Genomic DNA, 25204 nt, shown 5'->3' with positions numbered 1-25204 from the left:
TCGCTTATTAGGGAAGGTCAAGTATCATTTTAGACACGTTATGGTCCATAACCATTTACCTATACGTCCATATTCGAAAGAGAGTTGGAACATTTTTGGTGGGAATGGTAAAGTAATGTCAGAAAGAAACAGAGAGCTTCAAGAGGTTGGGTTTCAGACGCTGAAACAAAATGAAAAGAAACAGACAAATAGAACTTCTGAAGAAGCAATCTCTGACAGATAAAGGAGGAAACCATATGAGATTTGCAACTATCAAAGTGAACGGAACAGAAAAAGCCGGTATCGTCTTAAAGAATGGAGTGCTTCCGATTGAGGCACTGAATGCAGCAAAGGGAACTGCATGGGCCGAGGATGTCATGAGTCTCATCCAGAAGCAGCAGATTCCGGGACTGATAAAATGGTATAACGCAGGCGGCAAGGAAGAGCTGGAAAGTATTCCGGGACTGGTTCCGAGCGAGAAAGTTGTATACGGACCGCTCTACCGCAACCCGAAACGTATCTTTGGTATCGGCCTTAACTATGCAGACCACGCCGGAGACATCGGTTCTGCAGCTCCGAAGGGATTTCCGGGAAGCTTCTTCAAACAGGCAGACACCCTGATTGGTCCGGACGATGAAATCCTGCTTCCGAAGTTGAAAGAAGCACAGAAAACCACCGCAGAGGCAGAGCTTGGAATCATCATGGGCAAGGATTGCAGAGATATATCCGAAGAAAACTGGCAGGATGCCATCGTCGGTTACACCACCATCCTTGATATGACTGAGGAGTCCATCTTAAAGGGAAATGATTATGTAAGCGGCAACCCGAGATATTTAACCATCGTAAAGAACTTCCCGACCTTCTTCTCCTTCGGTCCGGAGCTGGTAACCCCGGATGAGGTACCGGATGTCAATGAACTTCTGGTCCAGAGTGTTCACAACGGTGAAGTTCATGCAGAAAACGTAGTAGCAAACATGACCCACAGACCGCCGCGTCTGGTATCCCTGCACAGCAGCATCCAGGGCTGGTACGCCGGAGACATCCTTTCCACCGGAACACCGAGAGCGTTCCATATCCAGGATGGCGATGTAGCAGAGTGCCGCATCACCGGACCGGACGGATTCGAGATGACACCACTTGTAAACCCGGTTGTTGACTTAAAAAAACATCCGGAAAAGGAAGTGTAGGAAAATAAAAAATTCAAACAGAACATTCAAATCATTTTATATATTCATTTTACAGGAGGTAACAGTATGGATTTAGGATTAAAAGACAAGGTAGTTCTCTGTATGGCATCAGCAGCCGGACTTGGCAAGGGAATTGCAACCGAGATGGCAAGAGAAGGTGCAAAGGTTATGATTTGTACCGCAGAACCGTTTAAAGATCAGCTTCTGGAAGCACAGGCTGAGATTGAGAAAGAAACCGGAAACCGTCCGGAGACCTTCCTCTGCGATGTTAACAAGGCGGAGGACATCGAGGCACTTGTAAAACACACCGTTGAAACACTGGGCGATATCTACGCACTCGTAAATATGTGTCCGGGTCCGAAGCCGGGACCGTTCGTAAGCTTTGATGATGCGGCATGGGAGGGCGCTTTTGAGATGTGCCTGCTCTCCTACGTAAGAACCATCCGTGCGGTACTCCCGTCCATGAAACGTCTCGGCGGCGGCCGTATCGTAAACTCAACTTCTTCTTCCGTTAAGGACTGCCTGGACAACCTGATTCTTTCCAATACCATGAGAATGGGCGTTGTCGGCATGAGCAAGACCCTGGCGAGTGAGGTCGGCAAAGACAATATCTTAGTCAATGTCATTGGACCAGGTCGTATCGGCACCGCAAGAATTGAGAATCTGAACAAGATGCGTGCAGACAAGGCTGGCATCAGCGTAGCAGATTACGAGAAGGAAGACCTGAAGAAGTTCCCGATGGGACGCTACGGCACCATCGATGAATACGGACGTCTGGCTACATGGCTGTGCTCCGAGGCAAATACATACGTATCTGGTCAGACCATCCTGTTAGACGGTGCGATGACAAGAGCATACTAATTGCAAAACATGGCAAAGATGCATTTCCGGAATGCAGGACATCCGGAAGAGTTCACGGAAGGCATGTTTTGCAGGTGAATTGGGAAATTTACCCGGAACTGCAGATACCTCTCTCCCGGAGGACATTTGGGGAAATGAAATCTGGGAGAGAATATAGCATAGAGGAGGTTGTTTAAAGCAGGCACTTTTGAAATAGAAAGTGCTGTGAAACAACATGGTGGTCACATATGTGTGAACAGTAAGTGAGGGTATTGCACAAGAAGGGGAATATTCATGAAAGAAAAAAAGAAATTGAGCTTGGCGACAAAGACGTTCATCGGTTTTGGCCTTGGTATTGTCATCGGACTCGTATTTGGAGAAAAAGCAACCATTGTAAAACCGCTGGGAACCATCTTTTTAAATATGATTAAAATGATTGTCGTTCCGATGGTATTCTTTTCCATCACAGCGGGAGTCGCGAGCTTAGGAGACTTGAAAAAGCTTCGGAACATTGGCGTGAAGGTGGTTGGACTGTATGCGCTGACATCTGCACTCTGTGTAGGATTAGGGCTTATCATGGCAAACATCATCAATCCAGGAAAAGGATTTGATTTAACCGCGTTATCACAATCGACTGATTATGAGGCGCAGGCGATGCCGAGTATCATTGATACGTTAATTGATATGTTCCCATCCAACATTTTCACTTCTTTTACCAACACAAATATGCTGCAGATTATCGTATTTTCGGTATTCTTAGGCGTAGCACTTATCATGATGGGAAAAGAGGGGGAACGCCTTTTAGCAGGTGTACAGAGCTGTGCCAATGCAATGTATAAAATCACAGCCATTGTTATGGAGTTTTCTCCGATTGGTGTATGTGCACTGTTAGCAGATTCAGTTGGTGCATATGGTCTGAAAATCTTTGGACCGCTCGGAAAGCTGATTCTCACGGTTTATGCTTCCGATGTAATCCTTGTTTTACTGATGTATATTCCGATGGTAGCGCTTCTGGCAAAGTTCCCGGTAAAGAAATGGCTGCAGGGTATCTGGAAAGTATGGGTTGTAACGGCCAGCACCACCAGCAGCAGCGGTTCTCTTCCGATCACAACCTCTGTTACGAATGATGAGTTTGGCGTATCTTCCGAGTTATCATCGTTCTCCCTGCCGCTTGGCGCAACCATCAACATGAATGGTGGATGTATCTACTATGCAGCGGCTATCGTAATGACGGCACAGATTTATGGAATGAACCTGACACCGTCCGCATTGGTAAACATTATTATTTCTACTGTATTAGTAGCTATGGGCTGTCCGGGTGTTCCGGGAGGCGCGATCATCATGACCACGATTCTTCTGACGAACATGGGACTTCCGCTGGAGATTGTAGGTCTGATTGCCGGTATCTTCCGACTGATTGATATGGCAAATACAACCTTTAACGTAACCGGTGATGTGGTAACTACCATGGTAGTAGCACGCAGCGAGGGCATGATGCATACGCTGGGAACTGGTGCGGAAACCGAGACAAAGGCAGCGTAAGGGCTGGAGAACAGAAAAACGGAATTCCGGCCGGCTACCAGGAAAAATAAAATATTCTTGGAAAAGTGTCAGCAGATGCGGACCAATGAGAATCTGAGAGTATATGCAGAATGAAAAGGAGATTTTATTATGGATAAATTATTCGCAAAAAGAATGGATGAACTGGTTCCGTCTGGAATCCGTAAAGTAAACGAAAAGGCGCTGGCAATGGAGCGCGCAGGAGAGACGGTCATTCACTTTGAGTTAGGACGTCCGGATTTCGATACACCGGAATACATCAAGAATGCCTGCATCGAGGATATCAAAAAAGGCGATGTATTCTATACTTCCAACTTTGGTACCATGGAGCTGCGGGAGGCGATTGCCTGGAAATTAAAGACGCAGAACAATGTAGAGTACAAACCGACTGAGATCATCGTCAGTGTAGGTCTTTCCGAGGCAGTTTTTGATGTCATGGCAGCAATTCTCGACGAGGGCGATGAGGTTCTGGTTCCGAATCCGGGCTGGTTAAACTACTTAAATGTTCCGAAGCTTCTGGGCGCGGTTCCGATTACCTATACATTGAAAGAGGAGAATGATTACCAGATTGATCTGGATGAGATTCGTGCAAAGGTTACCCCACGGACCAAGGCACTCGTTCTTATCACTCCGAGCAATCCGACCGGCGGTGTGCTGGCAGAGGATGTGCTGAAAGAACTGGCAGAGATTGCTGTGAAGAACGATATCATGATTATATCAGATGAGGTATATGAGAGACTGTTATACGATGATGCAAAACACATCAGCATCGCCTCTCTTCCGGGCATGAAGGAGAGAACCATCACATTAAACGGCTTCTCCAAAGCATACTCCATGACCGGCTGGCGTCTCGGCTACGCAGCCTGCAGCGAAGAGATTGTCAAGACTGTCAATAAGCTGCATCAGCACGTGGTTACCTGTGCAAGTTCCTTCGTACAGAAAGCCGGCGTCGTAGCGCTGAAAGAAGAGAAGAACGAAGTAGCAGACATGGTAAAAGAGTATCAGAGACGCCGCGACTATGCAGTTAAAGCAATCAACGAGATCGACGGACTGAGCTGCCGCTGCCCGAAGGGTGCGTTCTACATCTTCATCAACATTGAAAAACTCGGCATGAGTGGACAGGAATTTGCCCCGCTGCTTCTTGAAAATGCCAAGGTAGCAATGGTACCGGGCGATGTATTCGGAAGCGAAGGCGACCACTATATCCGTATGTCCTTTGCAAACAGCTATGAGAATGTAGTAGAAGGCTGCAAGAGATTGAAAGAGTTTGTGGAGAAGATTCGGAAGTAAAAGTTACTTAAAAATTTGTTTTACGAATTGAAAGACCGAGTGAATGGTCTGAATTTGGATAAGGAAGAATAGTAGAATAAAAATTCTTCAAATGTTAAATAAATTCGACCAAGAAATGATAGAAAAATATGAAATAAAACACAGGCAGCTTCGACGGATATCGTCTAGGCTGCCTGTGTCTATTAGGGGCTGAAGTCCTATTTTGTACGTTTTGTGCAAAAATTCTAAAATATATATAGAAACAGAATGCACAGAGAAAGAGCAAATTCTTATGCCTTAATCTTCTTTTCCTCCAGATTCCGGTAATACTCCTTCACCATATCGATAAAATCCTTCGCGTGTGGTGAAATAATGCTGTTCTTCTTATATAAAAGCAGCAGCGGCACGCTGAACGGTGGATTGTCTACGGTGAAGAATGCAAGTTGCTCCACGTGGGCAGTGTGGCGGATTCCGCCTTCCGGGAGGAAGGTGATGCCGAACCCTCTTGCCGCCAGGTTGACCGAAGTCGTACTGCTGGTGGTGTATAGGGCATCTTTTGGCTCCATATTCATCTTGGCAAAGAGGTTTTTCATGGCGTGTCCCATGACCTGATCCTCCTGCAGCAGGATGAAGCGTTCCCGGCGCAGCTTTTTCATGTCGATTGGAAGCGGATGGTCCGGAGTGCCTGCTTCCAGACCGCGGATAGCCGGATGGTCCTTGCTGGCTACCAGAAGGAGGCGCTCATTGAAGACGGTGTCATAGACGAAATCATCCAGATTGAGCGGCATATTCATCAGGGCGAAATCGATCTGATCCTCCTGTAACAGCTTAGAAAGCTGGGCAGTGTGGTGTTCACGTAAGGTGATGCGGACATCCGGGTGGCTTTCAGAGTAGCTTGGCAGGATATCCGGCAGCAGGACGGATCCGCGCCACAGCGTCATGCCGACATTCAGAGTACGGCTGCGTCCCGTTTTCAGCTCGCCGAGCTGTTCCTCAAACTGCCCGGTCAGGACTCCGACACTTTCCAGATAACGCATATAGATTTTTCCTGCCTCAGTTAGTTTGAGTGGCATATGGCTGCGATCGAAGAGCTTGACGCCTAATTCTTTTTCGGTTCGTGCGATACACTGGCTTAAATATGGCTGTGACAGATATAATTTTTCAGCCGCTTTGGAAATGCTTCCCTCACGGACGGTGGTAATAAAATACTCCGGGTTTTTAATATACATTTTTCTGCCTCCATTTGGCTTAATTAGCCTTTGCTTTATAGAACTATTTTTAAATGCTTATATTATTGTAAAAAAACAATATTTATATTCTCGTTCCGGGGATGGCATTTCAAGTCGATGCGTGTTATATTATAGCCATCAGGAAAAAACAAGAGTTTTCACTTAGAAGTATCCTAATAATATATAATAATATTACAATAGCGATATGTCAAGTGAAGAACCGACCTGATTCTATACCAAACCCTTTTATGTATAAGTATTGACAGGTATCCGTTACCAGTTTATTTCTTTTTATTTATGTAAACCCTATTGCATCAACCCTCCATGTGCGGTCAGAAGCCAATGACAGCACCACAGCAGTTATCCGAAGATTCCCTCTTGGAGGATAACATGCGTTTCCACGGAATTGCTGCCGATTGGGTAACGGATTTCAAGGCAGAAGTGGAGCAAAGATTTAATAAAAAACCGTTTAGTCAGGAGTTGACCCCTCCTAGCTGAACGGTTTTTTATTGTCTGGATAAGTAGGGTGGAATAGCTTGAGCACATTATATACCCCATTTTTAACTAGGTTTTTTCAAAAACCCGCTCATTCTTGCTTGTATTTTTTCAATTTTCCTATATAATAATAAAGAACGTAGATGAAGCTTTTACCTTTATTGCTACAAACTATGTACGCAGCAAATGTTTACAGGCAGGGAGTTCCTGCCGTGAGATTCCATGTGATACAATCACAATAAAGGCAGGCGTGCATACACTAAGAAGAAAGGCGGATTTATTAGTTATGAAACAGTTGATTTATCTGGACAATGCGGCGACAACCAAAACGCGTCCGGAAGTAGTGGAGGCAATGCTCCCGTATTTTACGGAGTATTACGGCAACCCGTCTTCCGTTTATGAATTTTCGGCAGAGCCGAAGAGAGCGATTGCACAGGCCCGCGAGACGATCGCGAAAGCGCTGGGCGCAAAGTCCAACGAGATTTACTTTACCTACGGCGGCACGGAGTCTGATAACTGGGCGCTGATTTCCACAGCAGAGGCATATCAGGCAAAGGGCAAGCACATTATCACGACCAAGATTGAGCACCATGCGATTCTGCACACCTGTGAGTACCTGGAGCAGAGAGGCTTTGAGGTTACTTATCTGGACGTAGATGAGTTCGGTGTTGTTAAATTAGACGAGCTGGAGAAGGCGATCCGTCCGGACACCATCCTCATCTCTGTTATGTTTGCAAACAATGAGATCGGTACGATTGAGCCGATCAAGGAAATTGGTGAGATTGCGAAGAAACACGGCATTTTATTCCACACCGATGCGGTACAGGCATTTTGTCATGTTCCGATCAATGTAGATGAGTGCCATATCGATATGCTCAGTTCTAGCGCCCACAAGTTAAATGGACCGAAGGGAACCGGCTTCCTTTATATCCGTACCGGATTAAAGACTCGTTCCTTCATCCACGGCGGCGCACAGGAGCGTAAACGCCGCGGCGGTACCGAGAATACGGCTGGTATCGTAGGATTCGGCAAGGCAGTTGAGATTGCGATGGCGACGATGGAAGAGCGCACAGCAAAAGAAAAAGCGATGCGTGACCACCTGATCGAGCGTGTATTAAAAGAAATTCCATTTGCACGCCTCAACGGACATCCGTCCCAGAGACTTTCCAACAATGCAAACTTTGCATTCCAGTTCATCGAGGGTGAATCCATGCTGATCATGCTTGACATGGAAGGCATCTGTGGTTCCAGCGGTTCTGCATGTACCTCCGGATCCCTGGATCCGTCCCATGTACTTCTGGCGATCGGACTGCCGCATGAGATTGCACACGGTTCCCTGCGTCTGACCCTGTCAGCCGAGACAACCATGGAGCAGATTGATTTCACGGTAGACTGCTTAAAGAAGATTGTAGAACGTCTTCGTTCTATGTCTCCGCTGTATGAGGATTACATTAAGAAACATCCGCAGCAGTAAGATTTAGACATTTTAAGCAAAATGAACATCTACAGATAGGTACTTTTGCAACTGAAAGTGCCGTAGGATAACGTGGTGGCAGCAGAAATTTGCCGTATTTAAAGGCGAAAGCACGGCAAATTCCGTTACTGTACACGTACACAGTGAATGAAGATATAGAGAGGAAACACCCGATGTATTCAGAGAAAGTAATGGATCATTTCCAGCATCCGAGAAATGTAGGCGAGATTGAAAATGCCAGCGGTATGGGTACCGTCGGCAACGCAAAATGCGGTGATATTATGCGTATTTACCTGGATATCGATGACAACCAGATCATCCAGGATGTAAAATTTAAAACATTTGGCTGCGGTGCAGCCGTTGCGACCAGCAGCATGGCGACCGAGATGGTAAAAGGAAAAACCATCCAGGAAGCGATGGAAGTTACCAACAAAGCCGTTATGGAGGCACTGGACGGACTTCCGCCAGTTAAGGTACACTGTTCTCTGCTCGCAGAGGAGGCAATTCACGCTGCTCTCTGGGATTATGCTCAGAAGAATGGCATTGAGATCAAAGGACTCGTAAAACCGAAGACGGATATCGGCGAGGAAGACGTCGAAGAAGAGTATTGATGAAAAAGAAAAAAGTAGTAGTCGGCATGTCAGGAGGAGTTGACTCCTCCGTGGCTGCCTGGCTTTTAAAAGAACAAGGATACGATGTGATCGGCGTTACAATGCAGATCTGGCAGGATGAGACGAATGTAGAGCAGGAAGAGCACGGCGGCTGCTGTGGTCTGAGCGCTGTCGATGATGCCAGACGGGTTGCGGAACGGCTTGAGATCCCGTATTACGTGATGAACTTCAAAAAAGAGTTCAAAGAAAATGTCATGGATTACTTTGTACAGGAATATCTGGACGGACACACGCCGAATCCATGTATTGCCTGTAACCGATATGTAAAATGGGAGTCCCTTTTGCAGAGAAGTCTGGAAATTGGGGCTGATTATATTGCAACGGGACATTATGCGCGCGTGAGAAAGCTGCCGGATGGCCGCTATGCGATCTGCAAGTCTGCGACGGCGGCGAAAGATCAGACCTACGCGCTTTATAACCTGACCCAGCATCAGCTTGCACACACTTTGATGCCGGTCGGCGAATATACGAAAGACAAGATTCGTGAGATGGCGGAGGAGATTGGACTTCCGGTGGCACACAAGCCGGACAGCCAGGAGATCTGTTTCGTGCCGGACAACGATTATGCAAAATTTATCGAGGAAAATAGTGATTGCCGGATTGACGAAGGCAATTTTGTAGATAAGTACGGCAATATTTTAGGTCGTCATAAAGGAATTACCCATTATACGGTGGGACAGAGAAAGGGCTTAAATCTGGCACTCGGTCATCCGGTGTTCGTGACGGAGATACGTCCGGAGACGAACGAGGTTGTGATCGGGGAAAATGAGGATGTCTTTTCTAACCGCCTGACCTGCCGGAATCTCAACTGGATGGCGATTGAGGATCTGGGCGATCAGGAGATGCGCGTCAGTGCGAAGATTCGTTACAGCCACAAAGGGGCGCTCTGTACGATCCGCAAGATTGGCGAAGATCGGGTGGAATGCGTATTTGATGAGCCGCAGAGAGCGGCGACGCCGGGACAGGCAGTCGTTTTTTATGACGGCGAATATGTCGTAGGCGGCGGTACGATCGAATAATTTAGAAATGAAAGAAGATTTTAATGGGGCAGAAATCTCTGTCGGCATCAAAGTTGTGCTGCGATCCGATTGATTGGAAACAGTGAATGCGCGGATCATGGAGAGGTTAGAATCTTCTGTAAGATTGGAGTTTTTTATAAATGGCAAGAGGAGAAAGCAGAAAAAGAAAGCCAGGCACACCGGATTACCGGAAACGTTTCTGGGCGGCGGTGACCGCGATTGTGGTCACGGCGGGTTCCATTGGCGTAAGCCATGCTGGATTTACCCTTCCGAATCAGGCACAGAATCAGGTGCAGATGGCGGCTGCTGAGACAGAACCGGCGGAACAGACCGCGAAGAAACAGGTGCCGAATGCGGCAAAGCGAAGTCTGGAGCTGGAAGATGCACAGGGCATTCAGGAGGCGGATGCAGCGGCGGTTGCGGACCAGAGCGAGCTGGAGAGTGACAAAACGACGGCGAGCGGCTTCCGGAGTGTCGATGAGACAGTGTATGCGACTGAGAACCTGCTCAACGTGCGTTCGGGCTGTGGAACGGAGTATGAGATTGTGACACAGCTGAATCAGGGCGACAGCGTGCAGCGCGTCGGTATCGGAGACGGCTGGAGCGAGGTGCTTTATAAGGACAAGAGCTGTTTTATCCGTTCCGAATACCTGACGACGACCGAGCCGGGCAGTGAGGAAGCGACGGTCACAGCGCAGGGGGCAGAAGCGGATGCACAGGGTGCACCGGTGTCCAACGGACGTATCGTAGCGATCGACGCGGGACATCAGGCAAAGGGCAATCCGGACAAAGAACCAGTTGGACCGGGCTCCTCGACCATGAAGGCGAAGGTGGCTTCCGGCACCGAAGGTGTATCGACGAAGCTGCCGGAATATGAGCTGACTTTATCAGTTTCGAAGAAGTTAAAACGGATTCTGGAAGAGAGAGGCTATCAGGTCGTCATGATCCGGGAGTCCAACGATGTCAACTTAAGCAATGCGGAGAGAGCGGAGATCGCCAACAAGAGCGGCGCCTCCATTTTTGTCCGGATTCATGGCAATTCGCTGGATAACACGACAGTCAACGGAACACTCTCCATGTGCCAGACGGCGACCAACCCGTACAACGGCGGGCTTCACGCGGCAAGCTATTCTCTTTCCAAGAAGATCACGGACTCTGTCTGCGCGGCAACCGGCTTCAAGAACCGCGGTGTGCAGGAGACAGACAGCATGAGCGGCATCAACTGGTGTAAGATTCCGGTTTCCATTGTCGAGATGGGCTTTATGAGCAACCCGGAAGAAGACCAGAAGATGGCACAGGATGATTATCAGGAATTGATTGCCGGGGGAATTGCGAACGGAATTGATGCGTATTATCAGTAAAATCGTTCAACAGGTAGAATAGAGATAAAATCAAAAATACCAGTTATTTGAGAAATGTTTCTTTGGAATGAAGACGCATATTTCAGGTGACTGGTATTTTTTTGGTCACAGAAAGAAATTAAAAAGGATAAGGGAAACATTTTGAATAAAAATAAAAAAGTGTTCTAAAATAGGAATTGGAGTTTCTAAAAGGTTGACAAAGAGACTGGTTTTTCGTAGTATAGAAAGAAATGACAACTATTCGACGGATTTTAGAAGGGAAAAAGGTATAATGGTTGTGAAGCGAAGGGAGAGGAGCCTATGAATTCATCGGAAAAAACGGCAACTTTATTAAAATTATTGGGACGGGCACCTTATGTACATAGTGTGACGGAGCTTGGCGAGCAGATCAGCTGTAGTAAGAGTGGGACCTTTAAATTGCTTGCATCACTGGTAAAAACAGGACTGGCAGCGCAGACACCGGAACATAAATATACATTGGGACCGGCGGTTTATGTGTTGGGACGTACATATGAAGACAAGATTGGTTTATCAAAGATGGTGAAACCATATCTGGTTCGTCTCCGGGATATGACAGGGGAAAATGCTTCATTCAGTATGCTGATCAATGGAAAGGCAATTCTGATCTACCGGGAAGAAAGTCAGCAGCTTGTTCGTGTTATGGGAAATGTTGGACAGGAACGTCCCTTATATGCAGGAGCAACCGGCAAGATTCTGGGCGCTTATCAGGAAGAAAGTGTGATTCGCAAACGTTTGATGGAAGAACCGATGAAAGCGTTTACAGAAAATACAATCTTGTCCCCAGAGGGACTTTTGAACGAATACGCGAAAATACGTGAGCAGGGATATGCGATCAGTGATGGAGAACTGAATTCAGAAACAATCGGAATCGGCGCACCGATTTATGATGAATCTGGAAATGTCTGGGCGGCGGTTTCGATCGGCGCGCCTAAAATGCGGGTGGATGCAGTCAAGATGGAACGTTATATCTTCCTGATCCGGGAAATTGCGAAGGAAATGTCGGAGCAGATGACGCAGGGAGAAAGCATTTCTGAATAAAAATACTGAATAAAAACAAAAATAGTAGATGACAAACAGGGAAAAATCGGGTATAATAGTACAGGTGTTTCGAGTAGAAGCACCTGTATAATTGGAGACGTAGCGAAGCGGCCGTAACGCGGCGCACTCGAAATGCGTTTGTCGGTTCATCCCGGCACGAGGGTTCGAATCCCTCCGTCTCCGCTTTCTATCCCCTGAACAGACTCAGGGGATTTTTTTTGTTCTTCTATAGGAAATCGTCTCTTATGAAATAGATAGTGGAAATAAAGAAACAAAAAAAGAGAAAAAGAAAATATAGAAGCATATAGGAAACAGTATACAATAATGTACTCAAATAAGAAACAAATTGAATAAAAATACTCAAAAATATATTTTTCGTATTGACTTTTTTCGTCATTAGTGATAGTGTTTCTTATATAGAAAACAAGGTTTTTTATTAGAGAACGTTCGCCAAACGATTCATGTAAATCAATTTGTAAAGGAGCAAGCAGATTAGTGAAGTTTTAGGGTCAAAGGAGAATGTAAGATGAAAAAGGTAATTTGCGCGGCAGCTGCAGTTTTGATGGTAGCATCCCTGACCGCTTGCAGCGGACAGAGTGGAGAATCAGCAGCGGCAGGAGAGGGAAACACGCAGCAGGCAGATGGATATCCGAATAAAACGATTCAGGTAATTGTACCGTTTAACGCGGGCAGTACGACCGATACACAGTGCCGATTTATTCTTCCGTATCTGGAGAAAGAACTGGGAGTTTCCATGGCAGTAGTAAATAATGGTGGCGCTTCTGGTGTTATCGGAACAACTGATTTCTTAAGCCGGGAGGCAGATGGATACAATGTTCTGTTTTCACTGCCGACACCTACTCTTTACAAACCAGCAGCGGGAGAGACTGAATATACGGTGGAAGATTTACAGCCGGTTTCGGAAGTGTTCAGCGCTCCGATGTACTTAATTGTAAAGAACGATTCGCCGTATGAAAATGCAGAGCAGCTGATTGACTTTATCAAAGAAAATCCGGGCAAGTTTTCGTATGCAAATGCAGGTAACGGAGGAATTGCCCAGCTTGCATTTAGCGTTTTTCTTCATGGCGAGGGGTTAGATGCAACGAGCGTACCGTCTGCAGGCGGTTCGGCTGACAATTACACAGCTGTTATGGGCGGTCATGTAGATTCTTATTCAGGAAATGAGAGCGAACTTTTAGGAAGAGACGATGTGCGCCCGGTTATCAACCTTGGAAGTAAATCCAATAATCCGGAATATGCCGACATACCAACCTTAGAAGAACTGGGATATAAAGGATATTGCACAGATACATATTCAGGCTTCTATTTCAGCAAGGATGTAGCACCGGAAATTGTAGAGACGTTTGATGCGGCAGTTAAGAAAGTATTAGAGGATCCGGAGGTAATTGCAGAAGCAAAAAAGCAGTCCCTGACCTTGTCTTATGCAGATTCGGAAACATTTGCGGCTGAGATCAGCCAGTCAAAAGAAGCGATCATTCCGGTTCTGGAAGAACTTGGCTTTAAGAAATAGGAGGACGCGATGAATCGAAAAAATTGTGTTTCTGGTATTTTTTGGACACTTTTTTTCCTTTTCTTTCTTTATCTGGATGTACAGATGGGAGAAAATGCATCGTATTGGCCGGGGATCATTGCGAAACTTGGCATTGCCCTCTCCCTTTTGTCAACGCTGGTATCAGGAATGAAATGGAAATCGGAAAAAGATGAGAAATTATTTCCGTTCACCGGCGCACAGTTAAAACGTCTGGGGATTGCATTGGCGCTTTTAATTATCTGGGTTGTATGCATCCGTATTCTGGGCTTTTTAACTTCCTCTGTGATTGTGATGGCGGCAACGGGGCTGATATTTGAACTGGCGCTTTCGTCGAAAACAGTGGTGCGTGATTTGATTGTAACAGTTATTTTTGCAGTAGGAATGTACGCACTGTTTACAGCACTTGGTATTACCTTCCCGAAGGGCATATTGATATAGGAGGACGGAAGATGGCAGATATTCTTACATATTTTGGAATGGCATTTACCGGGATCAATTTGCTGCTGGCACTTTTGGGAACGGTAATTGGAATCGTAATCGGTGCACTTCCAGGCTTTACTCCGACCATGGGTATTGCGGTGCTGATACCGGTTACATACACATTAGAGCCGACAGCAGGTCTGGTTTTTCTGGGCGCACTGTACTGCGGTTCTATGTTTGGAGGCTCGATCTCGGCGATTCTTATCAATACGCCGGGAACCTCGGCGGCCGCTGCGACAGCGATGGATGGTTATCCGATGACACAGTCTGGCCGGGCACACGAAGCACTGACAGAGGCAGCGGTTGCCTCTTTCTGGGGCGGCTGTATCAGTCTGATTGCACTTATTTTCCTAGCGCCGCCTCTGGCAAAATTTGCGTTTGAGTTTGGTCCACAGGAACGCTTTATGATGGCGGTGTTCGGGCTTACGATTATTGCATCTTTATCCGTAAAAAATGTTCTGAAGGGTCTTATGATGGGCTGCGCGGGACTTCTGGTTGCTTGCATTGGCATGGATCCGGTTCTGGGGCGGGCACGTTTTACCTTTGGACAGACGTTTTTAATGGGTGGAATCAATATGATTCCAGCAGTTATCGGTCTGTTTTCGGTTTCTCAGGTTCTGGGAAATCTGAAGAATCCGATTGAAATCGCGGACAAATCATCGATTGCACAGTTCAAATCAGCGCGGGTACGGCTGCTTGATTTAGTCCGGTATCCGGTTACATATATCCGTTCGGCAGTTCTGGGAATTATTATCGGAATTATTCCGGGTACAGGCGGAGATGTGGCTTCCTATGTTGCACACAATGTTGGTAAAATGTTTACCAAGGAGGAAAACTTCGGAAATGGAGCAAGAGAGGGCGTGGCGTGCTGTGAATCTGCAAATAATGCGGTAACAGGCGGAACCCTGATTCCAACTCTGACGCTGGGCGTACCGGGCAATGCGACAACGGCAATTCTGTTGGGTGCGCTGACAGTTCATGGACTGATTCCAGGATACGGGCTCTTTACAACCCAGAAAAGCATTACATATCCATTTATTGCGGCACTTTTTATTGCTAATGTGATTATGATGCTGATTGGCCTGTTTGGTGCAAAACATTTTGCGCTGGTTACATTGACCCCGAAAAATATACTTTCAGTCTGTGTTTTGATGCTGAGTATTATGGGATCCTACGCAATCCGCGGAAACGTGGGCGACGTCTTCGTAATGCTGGTATTCGGCGTAGCAGGCTTCTTTATGAGGGCATATCAGTATAATGTTGTTCCGATTGTACTGGGACTGATTTTAGGACCGATTGCGGAAGAAGGACTTTCTCAGGCATTGACCCTAAATCAGAATTCATTATCACTGGTTTTAGGTTCCTTGTTTACGAGACCGATTTGTGTCGTATTGATGATATTTATGGTTATTTCCGTTGCATATCCATTTTATACAGAATGGAAAGCGGAGAAGAAAAAAGAAACGAAATAAAGAGATAGAAAAAATGCTGTTGTGCGGGAAAGCTGCATGACAGCATTTTTTTGCAAGAAACAAAAAGAAGTCCAATGACACATAGTTTCTTAATAAGAAATAATAAAGCATAGATAGAAAACAAAATGTACAAAAAGTGAAAAATTATTTGTGCATGACGACAAAACGTGTCGAAATAGAAAAAATGGATTGACAATAAAAGATTGGTGTAGTATTGTTTAATTACAAATTGAGAACAAGGTTTTCTAATGGCGAACAGATAACCGAAACAAAAATAAATCTGGTAAAACCAGTGAAGGGAGAACAAAAATGGATTTAGATCAGGTAAAATCTTACAATGAGGATGTAGCAAAACTTCGCGAGCAGAGAGATGCAGATTATGCAGAATATGAGAAAGCTGGAAGAATCTGGGGACTGGTTCCAAGAGAGAGAATTACCAAGATTAAATTCCCGCGTGTTAAGAAAGAGATTATCGATCGTTATTATGCACTGGAAGATATGTCCACAACCGTTTCGGATATTCTGGATGGATATGGAATCGACGGAGCTATCCCAACTTCCTATTTAAAATCGGTCATCCCGGGTTCCAAGATTGTGGGACCGGCTGTTACGATTCGAAATATTCCGGTTCGTAAGACTCCGACACAGGGCGCACATGACCATGATTTCATTGCAATGTCTACCCGTGATATTTATTATATCGGCGAGCCGGGCGATGTTCTGGTATCTGACTTCGGCGGAAACCTGGAAGTATCCAATATGGGCGGACAGAGTTGTACTGTTGGTAAAAGCTGCGGATTTGCAGGAAACATCGTAAATGGCTGCTGCCGTGATGTAAGCTCCATCCGTGAGATGGGATATCCGGTATTCAGCTGCGGTACAACCCAGGTGACCGGAAAGTATCGTATGGAGTGCGTAGAGATGAATGGACCGATTACCCTGTGCGGCAAATTGGTTGAGCCGGGCGATCTGATGGTTGCAGATGATTCTGGTGTCTGCATTGTACCGGCAGAGCTGGCAGAGGCAGTTATCGAGGAAGCAGAGAAGATTGCAGCATCTGAGGAAAGAATGCGTCAGTTAATCGAGGAGAAGAAACCGATCAGCGAACTTCGCCCACTGTTCAGAGCACGTTACAAATAAATCGAAGCGTGTAGGGCGAAGTAAGAAAAGGAGAAATAGTTATGATGGATCCGAAGGTAGAAGCGGAGTATGAGGAATATAAAGCGGCTGGAAGAATCTGGGGAGTCATTGATAAGGAAAATATCAAAAAAATCAAATTTCCACGGGTTCCAAAAGAAATCGTAGATGGTTTTAAGACACTGGAAGACGATCTGACCGGTACAGTCAGCGATATTCTGGATGCACTGGGATATAATAAAGTGATTCCGGGAAGCTATTTAAAACCGATTGAACCGGGACATATGATTGTCGGAACAGCAGTGACACTTCGCAGTATTCCGATTGAGAAAACAACTACACAGGGTTTGATAGACCATGATTTTATCAAAATGGCATCGAGAGAGGTAAATTATCTGGCAGAGCCGGGTGATGTCCTGGTCGGAGATGCCGGTGGAATGACCGATATGAGCAGCATGGGAGGACAATCCTTCGTATCTGCAAAAGCACGTGGTCTGGAAGGTGTTGTAATCGATGGCGCGGTACGCGATGTGGGTGAAATTCGAAAATATGGCGTTCCTACCTGGTGCCGTGGCGTGACACCAAAGACTGGAAAATGCCGTATCGAAGCGATGGAGATCAATGGACCGGTTGTCCTGAACCGCATTCAAATTAATCCGGGTGATTTGATTATCGCAGATGATTCCGGTATCTGTGCGGTTCCGCCGCAGCACGCAGAATTTGTCCTGAAAAAGTGTCAGGAGATTCTCCCGGATGAGGAAATCATGCGTGAGTTGATTGAAAAAGATGCTCCGATTGCGGAAATCAAAAAATTGTTCCGGAAACGATATGTATAAGTAAGTTTGAATAATCGTGAAAACTATATAGTACGCTTAACAGAAAGTACGACTTCCTCATGCTAGGAAAGATGTTAAGTGTATTATATAGTTTTTTCGTCATTTAAGAAATGTTGCATTTACATACTATTTGGGGACATTTTTTAAATTTTAAATTGAACGTATTTAACATATTTTTCACAAAATACTATCATTATGGTAACGTAGATCTCAGCGTATAGATTTCAGCAAAGGAAAAGGATACAAACGTATGGAACGAGACAGCACACAGGAACAATATGAAGAAATGACGCAGACGCCGGTTCCGAAACTGGTACTGCGGCTGGCGGTTCCCACCACCATCAGTATGCTGGTAACTAGCATTTACAATATGGCAGACACTCTGTTTGTCAGCCAGCTTGGAACGAGTGTCAGCAGTGCGACCGGAGTGGTATTTGCATTAATGGCAGTAATCAATGCGTTTGGATTCATGTTTGGACATGGTGCGGGCAGCAATATCAGCCGGAAATTAGGGGCGCATGATGTGGAGAGTGCCCGTGTGTTTGCTTCCACCAGCTTCTTTTTAGCGTTCTTAGCCGGAGGTTGCATTGGAATATTAGGACTTTTATTTCATGTTCCATTTATGCGGCTTTTGGGAAGCACAGATTCTATTTTGCCTTATGCGCTTGAGTACAGCACATGGATTCTCATTTCTGCACCGGCGATGGCTTCCAGCTGTGTGATGAACAACATTCTTCGTTATGAAGGGAAAGCTTTTTTCGCCATGCTGGGGCTGGCATCCGGCGGTATTCTCAATATTTTTGGTGATATGTTTCTGATTTTTGAACTAAATCTGGGAGTGCGCGGTGCCGGTATCTCTACGGCTGTTTCGCAGTACATCAGCATGGCAATCTTGATCAGCCCGTTCTTTAGAAAAAAGGTACAGAGCCGGATTCATATCCGCTATATGACCCGGAGACTTTCCGATGTGACCAACATTATCGCAACCGGTTTTCCAAGCCTGATGCGTCAGGGACTTAACAGTATTTCTGTGATGATTTTAAACCAGTGTTCGGCTCCTTACGGTGATGCCGCCATCGCTGCCATGAGCATTGTGACCCGGGTCATCATGTTCCTGTTCTGTATTGCACTTGGCATCGGTCAGGGTTTTCAGCCTGTCAGCGCCTTCAATTACGGCGCGAAAAAATACAGCCGTGTGCGTGAAGCATTCTGGTTCAGCATCCGAAGCAACCTTGCTGTTATGAGTGTTTCTGCTTTGTTTGGAATAGTATTTGCTGCTCCTATTGTAAAAATGTTCCGCGATGATCCGGCGGTTATTTCCATCGGAATCACCGCGCTGCGTATCCAGTGTATTGCCCTGTTTTTCATGCCATTTTCCCTCCGTGGAAATATGCTGTTCCAGAGCATCGGACAGAGTGGAAAAGCAACTTTTTTGTCCATGATTCGAAGCGGTCTCGTCTTTATTCCGGTTTTGTGGATTCTCAGTTATCTGATTGGGCTTTTTGGAATTCAGACGTCACAGACGATTGCGGATGGGATAGCTGCGGCGATTACCATTCCGATGGTGGTGAGGTTCCTTCGGCGGATGCCGGAGGATGGGGAAGAATTTAGCAATAAAAGCGGATTTCTCTAAAAGTTGAATACCACAAATCAATAACCGATTTATTCCGGGCTTCGATGATCTGCATGATGATTCGGAGTTGTTTGTCTGGAATTTTCGAATTATTGTGGCACAAAAGACATTTTCCGGACTTTGTAATCCATATTTTGGTAGCATTGGGAGAAGGAACGCCCTTAGCAATATGAACGTGGACTGGTTCGAGCGGATTGTTTTCATTGACCCAGAAATAAACCGTATATCCAGCAATTTTAAAAACCTGCGGCATGATCAAGACCTCCTTCGATTCCACCTTCTCTTGCCAGCTGCAAAATGATGTGGGCGACGGATTCCAGAAGCTCCTGAAAATAATGGATATCTTCCTGAGAGAATCCCTGAATGTTTTCCCAGCGGTATTCCGGAAGCCAGCAGGTGGCGGAATAAAAGCCGCCCTGAACTGGTTTTTCGATTCGAACTTCGACTTCTTCTTTTCCTGAATTTTCCAGTATTTCGGAATGGACAATTTCTGTATTGTCATTTAAGGTCATAAAAGGGTATAACATTTTAAAAACGCCTCCTATATTTTTATATATTGCAAGTGATTCTATGTTGAGTTTGATTTTGTGAATTTTCAGCTATATGGTTGAACTTCACAGAATTTAAATGTTGCAGATTTTAGTGATTCTTTAACAAATCATTGATTTTGATGCTCAGACCCGGATAGATCCCAACCGGAATATCAGAATCAAACGAGTAAAGACAAGGGTCACTATCACGGTCATAATAGTAAACCACAACTTTTTCCTTTGCAGGATCGATAATCCAGTATTCCCGGACACCTGACTGGGAATAGATTCCATTCTACAGTTCGATTTCTATTACTGTTAAAGTAGCATATGAAAATAAAAATTGCAAGATACTTCGGTAATCTAAGATGAGGCGGCACTAAGATTTCAGACGGACAGCGGGAAAAATATGAAAAGAATTAAAAAAGAGCTGCCACGTTTTGAGTGACAGCCCTTGATTGGCAAATTTATGGATTTTTACCGTACCTTCGTATCTTCCGCATAAAACTCCGCATAAGCATCCTGCAAAGTCTTCAGCGTCTTCGGATCTTTTCCTCCGATTGGTTTTCCATCGAGTTCAACGGCCTGGATGCAGAGCCCACCGGAGCTGCTGACGATGATTTCGTCGGCGTCTGCCAGTTCCTGCATGGTAAATGGTGCCTCGCTGGTCGGGATGCCGTTTTTCTCAGCTAACATCAGCAGGTGTTTTAACGTGATGCCCGGAAGAATCAGATTATCTCTCGGTGGGGTGCAGAGAACGCCGTCCTTGATGATTAAGATATTGCTGTGGGCGCATTCGGTGACGCGTTCGCCGCGGTGGAAGACCGTTTCCTGGCAGCCCTGTTCGATGCAGCGCTGGTAAGCGATGACACTTGGAATCAGGTTCAGCGTCTTGATGTTGCAGTGCAGGAAACGGGTGTCCTCCATCGAGATCAGGCGGAAAGTCTTATCAAATGGAATCAGGTCGCACGGAACAGTAAAAATCATCAGATTTGGTTTTACGGTAGCAGGTGGAAACTGATGTCCACGATAGGTAGTTCCGCGGGAACACTGCCAGTACAGCATACCGTGGTCAATCTCATTGGCATCGATGCATTTCTGCAGCTCGGCACGCAGTTCTTCGCGCGACATTTCAAACGGGATTTCCAGCAGCTTGCAGCTGTTGTAGAAACGGTCGAGGTGGTCGTCTGCGGCAAAAATGTTGTTGTTTGCAAAGGTGGTGGCATCGTAGCAGCCATCTCCAAAATAAACGGCGCGGTCCAACATCGGGATTTTCATTTCCTCGAGGGGGCCGATTTCTCCATTGTAATATCCGACATATTTCATTGCATATACTTCCTTTCTATGTTGATTCGAAAATACCTCGTCAAGTGTTTACATTATACCACATCCGCCTATAAGATGAAATCTCCCACAGGCGGATGTGTTCTTATCATTACATATTTATTTGTCTTTATGTTTAATAATCTTATATCCGCCTACCAGCAGCGTCGGCAGCAGGTAGAAGAGGATAAATCCGTAAGACAGGTACGAATAGCCCTGCTCGATCAAGGTGACAACGCCGACGCGGGATAATACGAGTGCAGCGATCAGCGTGATGACCGTAATCAGACCGCGGTTTGTATCGGACAGCTTGGCAGCGCCCTTTTCCTCCATGGCAACGTCGAAACGGTCGATGATCATGTGGATGCAGCCAGTTGCCGTCTCAACCAGCGTCCAGCCCATAACGAGACTGAACAGTGCCATCAGTGCCGGTCCGCCGTTGACTGCCTTGATCATTTCCATCCACGGGGTTGTGACATCCGCGCCGACGATGGAGGTGTCACCGTAGAAGCACATCATCGCAAAGTAAGACAAAAACCACGGAATAACCATCAGAAGACCGGCGATCAGACCGGAAATAAAGGTTTCTTTCCGTTTGGTCTGGCGTGTCAGGGAGAACATGCCCATCGGGATGGAATTGATGTTGTAGGCAACATACAGGATACCGGTGTAAATGCACAGCGGAACAGTGACAGAGCCGTCGTAGGTGCTGGTGTCCATCGTGCTGAATACATGGGAAATGTTGCTGCCCTTGTTGACGAGTACCAGAATTGTAAACAGAATATAGCCGCCATACAGTAAAATAGTACCGATCGATTCAAATTTCTCGATCACCTTGGAACCCTTAAAGTTCAGGAGTCCGCAGATCAGAACGATCACAACGGAGCCGAGAATATTCGGAAGTCCGACCTGCTCGAAAATACTTCCAGTTGCGGCTGCCATAACGGCAATCAGCAGAATCGCGATGAGGACAGTTAAAATATCCATCATCGGCCAGAGCGGTCCAATGACCTGCTTGATATAGTTTTTATAATCGTAAACCTTGTAGATCCGGCAGATCTCAAAGGTCAGGAAGGCAAACAGGGCAAAACCGATGCCGATCGTCAGTCCGGAGATCCAGCCCATCGCTCCGAATTTTGCACCGTAAGAATAAATCTCACGTCCGGTTGCATAGCCGCCGCCAATCAGAACCGATTGCAGCAGGACGCCCGGCAGAATGTACTTGGCGTATGTGCCTTCGTAGAAATTTTTGAATTGTTTCATACCTTTCACTCACTTTCTTTTGTTGACTATTAAAAATTATAAAGGATGAATGAAAAACTTGCCAATAGAAAGAACAGATATTATAATAAGGGAAACTTATAACAAAACAGGAAAAGCCAGATCGAAAGCCCGTAAATTGGACGGCGTGATTCATTTTTCTGCTCGATCGAAAAGACGCGATTACATATAGGATATAGAAATGGGGAAATGAGATGAATTTAAAACAAATGGAATATTTTGTGGCGGCGGCGGAGCAGCTGAATTTTACGCGGGCGGCGAAAAAATGTTTTATTTCGCAGACAGCGATGACGCTGCAGATTCAGTCGTTGGAGGAGAAGATCGGGGTGCCGCTTTTTGTGCGGGACAAGCACCATGTCGAGCTGACGGCGGCGGGAAAGGTATATCTGAACGAGGCGCGGGCGATTCTGGTCCGCGCCGAGGAGGCGGCGAAGCTCGCGCGGACGGCAGCGGAAGGCGTAGCTGGGGAGCTGACGATCGGATTTATCCGGGGATATGAGCAGAGCCGTTTTTCGGAGACGCTCAGAAGTTTTCATGAGGCGTACCCGAATATTTCGATTCATCTGCTGCGGGAAAATATGAGCGCGCTCTATGAGCTGTTAGATAATGGAACCTGCGATCTTGCTTTTAATCTGTCTTTGTACACGCAGAATTACGAGGATTTAAAGCACCGGTTTCTCAAACGGTTTCCGATGATGGCGGTTCTTTATCCGGGACATACGCTGGCGGGAGAGAGCCATCTGATGTACCGTGACCTGGCGCGGGAAGACTTTATCATCATGCAGCCGCAGGGGCGTTCCAACGATGAGGCGGAAGAAGTATTGATTTGTTACAATAAGGGCGGTTTTATACCGAATATCGTGGCGCGTGAACGGGAGGTACAGACGGTGCTTCTGGAGGTGTCAGCGGGATTTGGCGTGGCGATTCTCCCGGAATATGCCGTCCGCCATTATCGGAATGCGCGGAATCTGGTGGTGGTTCCGCTTCTCCGCGCGGACGGCAGTCCGGAAGAACTTGATTTTGAGATCGCATGGCGTCAGAGCAATCCGAATCCGGCGATTGAAAAACTGCTGCAGTGGGTGGAGACACATGAGTATGTGGAATAATGAAAGCTGGAAGCTGCTGTTCATATCTGTTGAAGGGAGATTAACTGGAAAAATGAACACAACCATGTGCTTATAAAATGAAAAACAGGCATATCGCAGAGAAAAGGATGAAAATCATGCATGGATTCCTGCGGTATGCCTGTTTTGGAATAAATGGATAAGGGCTGCTATCAGTCGGGCTGCATGGTAAAAAGAGTTTGAGCGCAGTCTTTATTTAAATGGGAAAACAACCGTCAACATCCATTTAAATGCTTCCGGTGCATAAACGGCGTGCGGCTTTTTCGCCGGCATGACGAGAACTTCGCCTGCGTGAACCAGGTGCTCGACGCCATCGACCGTGAAGCGGCCGGTGCCTTCCAGAACGGTCACCATCGCATCTCCGGTGGAATCATGGGTGGAGATTTCTTCGCCTTTTGCAAATGCAAACAGAGTAACGCTGACAGCTTCGTTCTGTGCCAGAGTCTTGCTGACGATCTGACCGTCTTCTGCGTTTACCAGGCCGGCTAAAGACTGCACTTTTTCGTGAGTAATGTTTTTGATGTATGGGTATTCCATAATGAACCTCCTTAATAAAATCTCGTTTAGATATATAAATTTTCGTATTCTTTTGAGTCTGATTGAGTCCATTCGGCAGGTGTGTATGGAGAGCGGAACCTGCACGAAATGGTTGGGTAGGTCAATCGGGGGAATGGCAGATATTAATCTAAAATCCGCCCATCGATCGAAATGGTTGTTACCTGCCATGGAATGAATTTTCCGCTTGCCTGCAAGGCATTTTTAACTGCCTGTTCAATGCCTCCGCAGCATGGAACCTCCATGCGGACAACGGTCACGCTCTTGATATCGTTGCTGCGGATAATTTCGGTCAGTTTTTCGGAGTAATCGATGCTGTCCAGTTTCGGACATCCGATCAAGGTTATTTTACCATGGATAAAGTCCTGATGGAAGCGGCTGTATGCGTAAGCGGTGCAGTCGGCAGCGACCAGGAGCTTTGCCCCATCGAAATACGGTGCATGGATCGGAGCTAATTTAATCTGAACCGGCCAGTTTTGAAGGGCGCTCACCCGGATGGATGCTGAATCAGAAGGATTAAAAGTCTCGGCGCTATCTGCATGAGTATCGTCATGTTCAGAAGGAGCGCTTTCAGTGCGCTTCAGGAAACGGCTCATGGATCCTGGACATCCGCTGAATGCAGGGCGGGCGGAAGCGTTTGCAGAAGCAGCAGTATTTGCATTTTCCAGCACCTGTTTTGCCTTGCGGGCAGCCATATGAACCTGGACGGCCGCTTCATCGTAAGCCGCTGCTTCGCGCTCGACAAAAGAGATGGCACCGGTCGGACAGGCTGGCAGGCAGTCTCCCAGACCGTCACAGTAATCATCTTTTAAAAGAGCTGCCTTTCCATCAACCATGCCGATGGCGCCCTCGTGACAGGCAGAAGCGCAGAGCCCGCAGCCGTTGCATTTTTTTTGATCAATTTCAATAATTCTTCGTATCATGATAAAAACCTCGTCTTTCTTAACTTTCATGTATGAATTTCCTGTCCGTGAGGATAAAAGCACGGAACAATTACTGTTTCAATTACGAGATTAAGTATAATTGTTTTGCTGAGAAAAGTCGGTTGTTTTTACAACGTTTTTAGAAAAGCTACGGCAAATTCCGTTGTTGGACACGCCTTTACTTTCCTATATGCTTGTACTATAATTAATACTTA

Annotated in this window: 23 protein-coding genes and 1 tRNA gene; 17 read left to right on the top strand and 7 right to left on the bottom strand. The window is 46.3% G+C overall.

Features of this window, described 5'->3' with window-relative positions:
- Positions 1 to 236: 236 nt before the first annotated feature.
- The 4 genes from DWX68_RS12425 to DWX68_RS12410 all read left to right on the top strand — a co-directional run bounded on the left by DWX68_RS12425 (position 237) and on the right by DWX68_RS12410 (position 4856).
- Entirely contained in the window at positions 237 to 1166 is a 930-nt protein-coding gene (locus tag DWX68_RS12425; protein ID WP_118629693.1) for a fumarylacetoacetate hydrolase family protein, read from the top strand.
- 66 nt (positions 1167 to 1232) lie between these two features.
- Positions 1233 to 2027 (top strand): SDR family oxidoreductase, encoded by a 795-nt coding sequence (locus tag DWX68_RS12420; RefSeq protein ID WP_107001269.1) that lies wholly within the window; start codon positions 1233 to 1235, stop codon positions 2025 to 2027.
- 273 nt (positions 2028 to 2300) lie between these two features.
- Positions 2301 to 3548: a dicarboxylate/amino acid:cation symporter gene (locus tag DWX68_RS12415; protein WP_107001268.1), complete on the top strand. Its 1248-nt coding sequence runs from the start codon at positions 2301 to 2303 to the stop codon at positions 3546 to 3548.
- 129 nt (positions 3549 to 3677) lie between these two features.
- Positions 3678 to 4856 (top strand): pyridoxal phosphate-dependent aminotransferase, encoded by a 1179-nt coding sequence (locus DWX68_RS12410; RefSeq protein ID WP_107001267.1) that lies wholly within the window; start codon positions 3678 to 3680, stop codon positions 4854 to 4856.
- 269 nt (positions 4857 to 5125) lie between these two features.
- On the opposite strand, the gene DWX68_RS12405 is transcribed toward DWX68_RS12410, so the two are convergent.
- Entirely contained in the window at positions 5126 to 6064 is a 939-nt protein-coding gene (locus DWX68_RS12405) for a LysR family transcriptional regulator (RefSeq protein WP_022358755.1), read from the bottom strand.
- A 781-nt stretch (positions 6065 to 6845) separates the two neighbouring features.
- Here DWX68_RS12405 and nifS point away from each other — a divergent pair.
- The 12 genes from nifS (at position 6846) to DWX68_RS12345 (ending at position 19253) form a co-directional block, all read left to right on the top strand.
- Positions 6846 to 8033: a cysteine desulfurase NifS gene (gene nifS / locus DWX68_RS12400; protein WP_022358754.1), complete on the top strand. Its 1188-nt coding sequence runs from the start codon at positions 6846 to 6848 to the stop codon at positions 8031 to 8033.
- A 173-nt stretch (positions 8034 to 8206) separates the two neighbouring features.
- Positions 8207 to 8644, top strand: coding sequence for a Fe-S cluster assembly scaffold protein NifU (gene nifU, locus DWX68_RS12395; protein WP_022358753.1), 438 nt, complete (start codon positions 8207 to 8209; stop codon positions 8642 to 8644).
- Complete coding sequence (mnmA, locus tag DWX68_RS12390) at positions 8644 to 9723, top strand: tRNA 2-thiouridine(34) synthase MnmA (protein WP_118629691.1); 1080 nt, start codon at positions 8644 to 8646, stop codon at positions 9721 to 9723. Before nifU ends, mnmA begins: the two co-directional genes overlap by 1 nt.
- A 140-nt stretch (positions 9724 to 9863) precedes the next feature.
- Positions 9864 to 11084, top strand: a complete 1221-nt coding sequence (locus tag DWX68_RS12385) for an N-acetylmuramoyl-L-alanine amidase (RefSeq protein WP_243027760.1) — start codon at positions 9864 to 9866, stop codon at positions 11082 to 11084.
- A gap of 300 nt (positions 11085 to 11384) precedes the next feature.
- Positions 11385 to 12143: an IclR family transcriptional regulator gene (locus tag DWX68_RS12380; RefSeq protein WP_118467037.1), complete on the top strand. Its 759-nt coding sequence runs from the start codon at positions 11385 to 11387 to the stop codon at positions 12141 to 12143.
- Between the two features lie 93 nt (positions 12144 to 12236).
- Positions 12237 to 12326: transfer RNA gene (locus DWX68_RS12375), tRNA-Ser, on the top strand.
- A gap of 343 nt (positions 12327 to 12669) precedes the next feature.
- Entirely contained in the window at positions 12670 to 13674 is a 1005-nt protein-coding gene (locus DWX68_RS12370; protein ID WP_118467039.1) for a tripartite tricarboxylate transporter substrate binding protein, read from the top strand.
- A 9-nt stretch (positions 13675 to 13683) separates the two neighbouring features.
- Complete coding sequence (locus tag DWX68_RS12365; RefSeq protein ID WP_118467041.1) at positions 13684 to 14133, top strand: tripartite tricarboxylate transporter TctB family protein; 450 nt, start codon at positions 13684 to 13686, stop codon at positions 14131 to 14133.
- Between the two features lie 11 nt (positions 14134 to 14144).
- Entirely contained in the window at positions 14145 to 15647 is a 1503-nt protein-coding gene (locus DWX68_RS12360; RefSeq protein ID WP_118467043.1) for a tripartite tricarboxylate transporter permease, read from the top strand.
- A gap of 309 nt (positions 15648 to 15956) precedes the next feature.
- Positions 15957 to 16787: an RraA family protein gene (locus DWX68_RS12355; protein ID WP_118629689.1), complete on the top strand. Its 831-nt coding sequence runs from the start codon at positions 15957 to 15959 to the stop codon at positions 16785 to 16787.
- 41 nt (positions 16788 to 16828) lie between these two features.
- Positions 16829 to 17620 (top strand): RraA family protein, encoded by a 792-nt coding sequence (locus tag DWX68_RS12350; protein ID WP_118467048.1) that lies wholly within the window; start codon positions 16829 to 16831, stop codon positions 17618 to 17620.
- A gap of 250 nt (positions 17621 to 17870) precedes the next feature.
- The gene (locus DWX68_RS12345; RefSeq protein WP_118629687.1) at positions 17871 to 19253 is read left to right on the top strand and encodes an MATE family efflux transporter; all 1383 of its coding nucleotides are present in this window, start codon (positions 17871 to 17873) and stop codon (positions 19251 to 19253) included.
- On the opposite strand, the gene DWX68_RS12340 is transcribed toward DWX68_RS12345, so the two are convergent.
- The 4 genes from DWX68_RS12340 to DWX68_RS12320 all read right to left on the bottom strand — a co-directional run bounded on the left by DWX68_RS12340 (position 19228) and on the right by DWX68_RS12320 (position 22369).
- On the bottom strand, positions 19228 to 19506 hold the full coding sequence (locus DWX68_RS12340; protein WP_118467052.1) for a DUF4160 domain-containing protein: 279 nt from the start codon (positions 19504 to 19506) through the stop codon (positions 19228 to 19230). The two genes, DWX68_RS12345 and DWX68_RS12340, sit on opposite strands and share 26 nt — an antisense overlap.
- Complete coding sequence (locus DWX68_RS12335) at positions 19490 to 19780, bottom strand: hypothetical protein (RefSeq protein WP_118467054.1); 291 nt, start codon at positions 19778 to 19780, stop codon at positions 19490 to 19492. The genes DWX68_RS12340 and DWX68_RS12335 overlap by 17 nt, the downstream gene beginning before the upstream one ends.
- Positions 19781 to 20260: 480 nt before the next feature.
- Complete coding sequence (locus DWX68_RS12325) at positions 20261 to 21109, bottom strand: aminotransferase class IV (RefSeq protein WP_118467058.1); 849 nt, start codon at positions 21107 to 21109, stop codon at positions 20261 to 20263.
- 117 nt (positions 21110 to 21226) lie between these two features.
- The gene (locus tag DWX68_RS12320) at positions 21227 to 22369 is read right to left on the bottom strand and encodes a hypothetical protein (RefSeq protein ID WP_117795991.1); all 1143 of its coding nucleotides are present in this window, start codon (positions 22367 to 22369) and stop codon (positions 21227 to 21229) included.
- A gap of 212 nt (positions 22370 to 22581) precedes the next feature.
- Between DWX68_RS12320 and DWX68_RS12315 the strand changes: the two genes are divergently transcribed.
- Positions 22582 to 23493, top strand: coding sequence for a LysR family transcriptional regulator (locus DWX68_RS12315; protein WP_118467060.1), 912 nt, complete (start codon positions 22582 to 22584; stop codon positions 23491 to 23493).
- A gap of 210 nt (positions 23494 to 23703) precedes the next feature.
- Here DWX68_RS12315 and DWX68_RS12310 read toward each other — a convergent pair whose 3' ends face one another.
- Together DWX68_RS12310 and DWX68_RS12305 are read right to left on the bottom strand one after the other, a co-directional pair.
- Positions 23704 to 24048, bottom strand: a complete 345-nt coding sequence (locus DWX68_RS12310; protein ID WP_107001261.1) for a cupin domain-containing protein — start codon at positions 24046 to 24048, stop codon at positions 23704 to 23706.
- A gap of 143 nt (positions 24049 to 24191) precedes the next feature.
- Complete coding sequence (locus DWX68_RS12305; protein WP_118524002.1) at positions 24192 to 24989, bottom strand: 4Fe-4S binding protein; 798 nt, start codon at positions 24987 to 24989, stop codon at positions 24192 to 24194.
- Positions 24990 to 25204 lie beyond the last annotated feature (215 nt).

This window comes from Clostridium sp. AF20-7, assembly GCF_003479275.1.
Classification (GTDB): Bacteria; Bacillota; Clostridia; order Lachnospirales; family Lachnospiraceae; genus Otoolea; species Otoolea fessa.
This window is presented reverse-complemented; position numbering and strand designations above follow the sequence as displayed.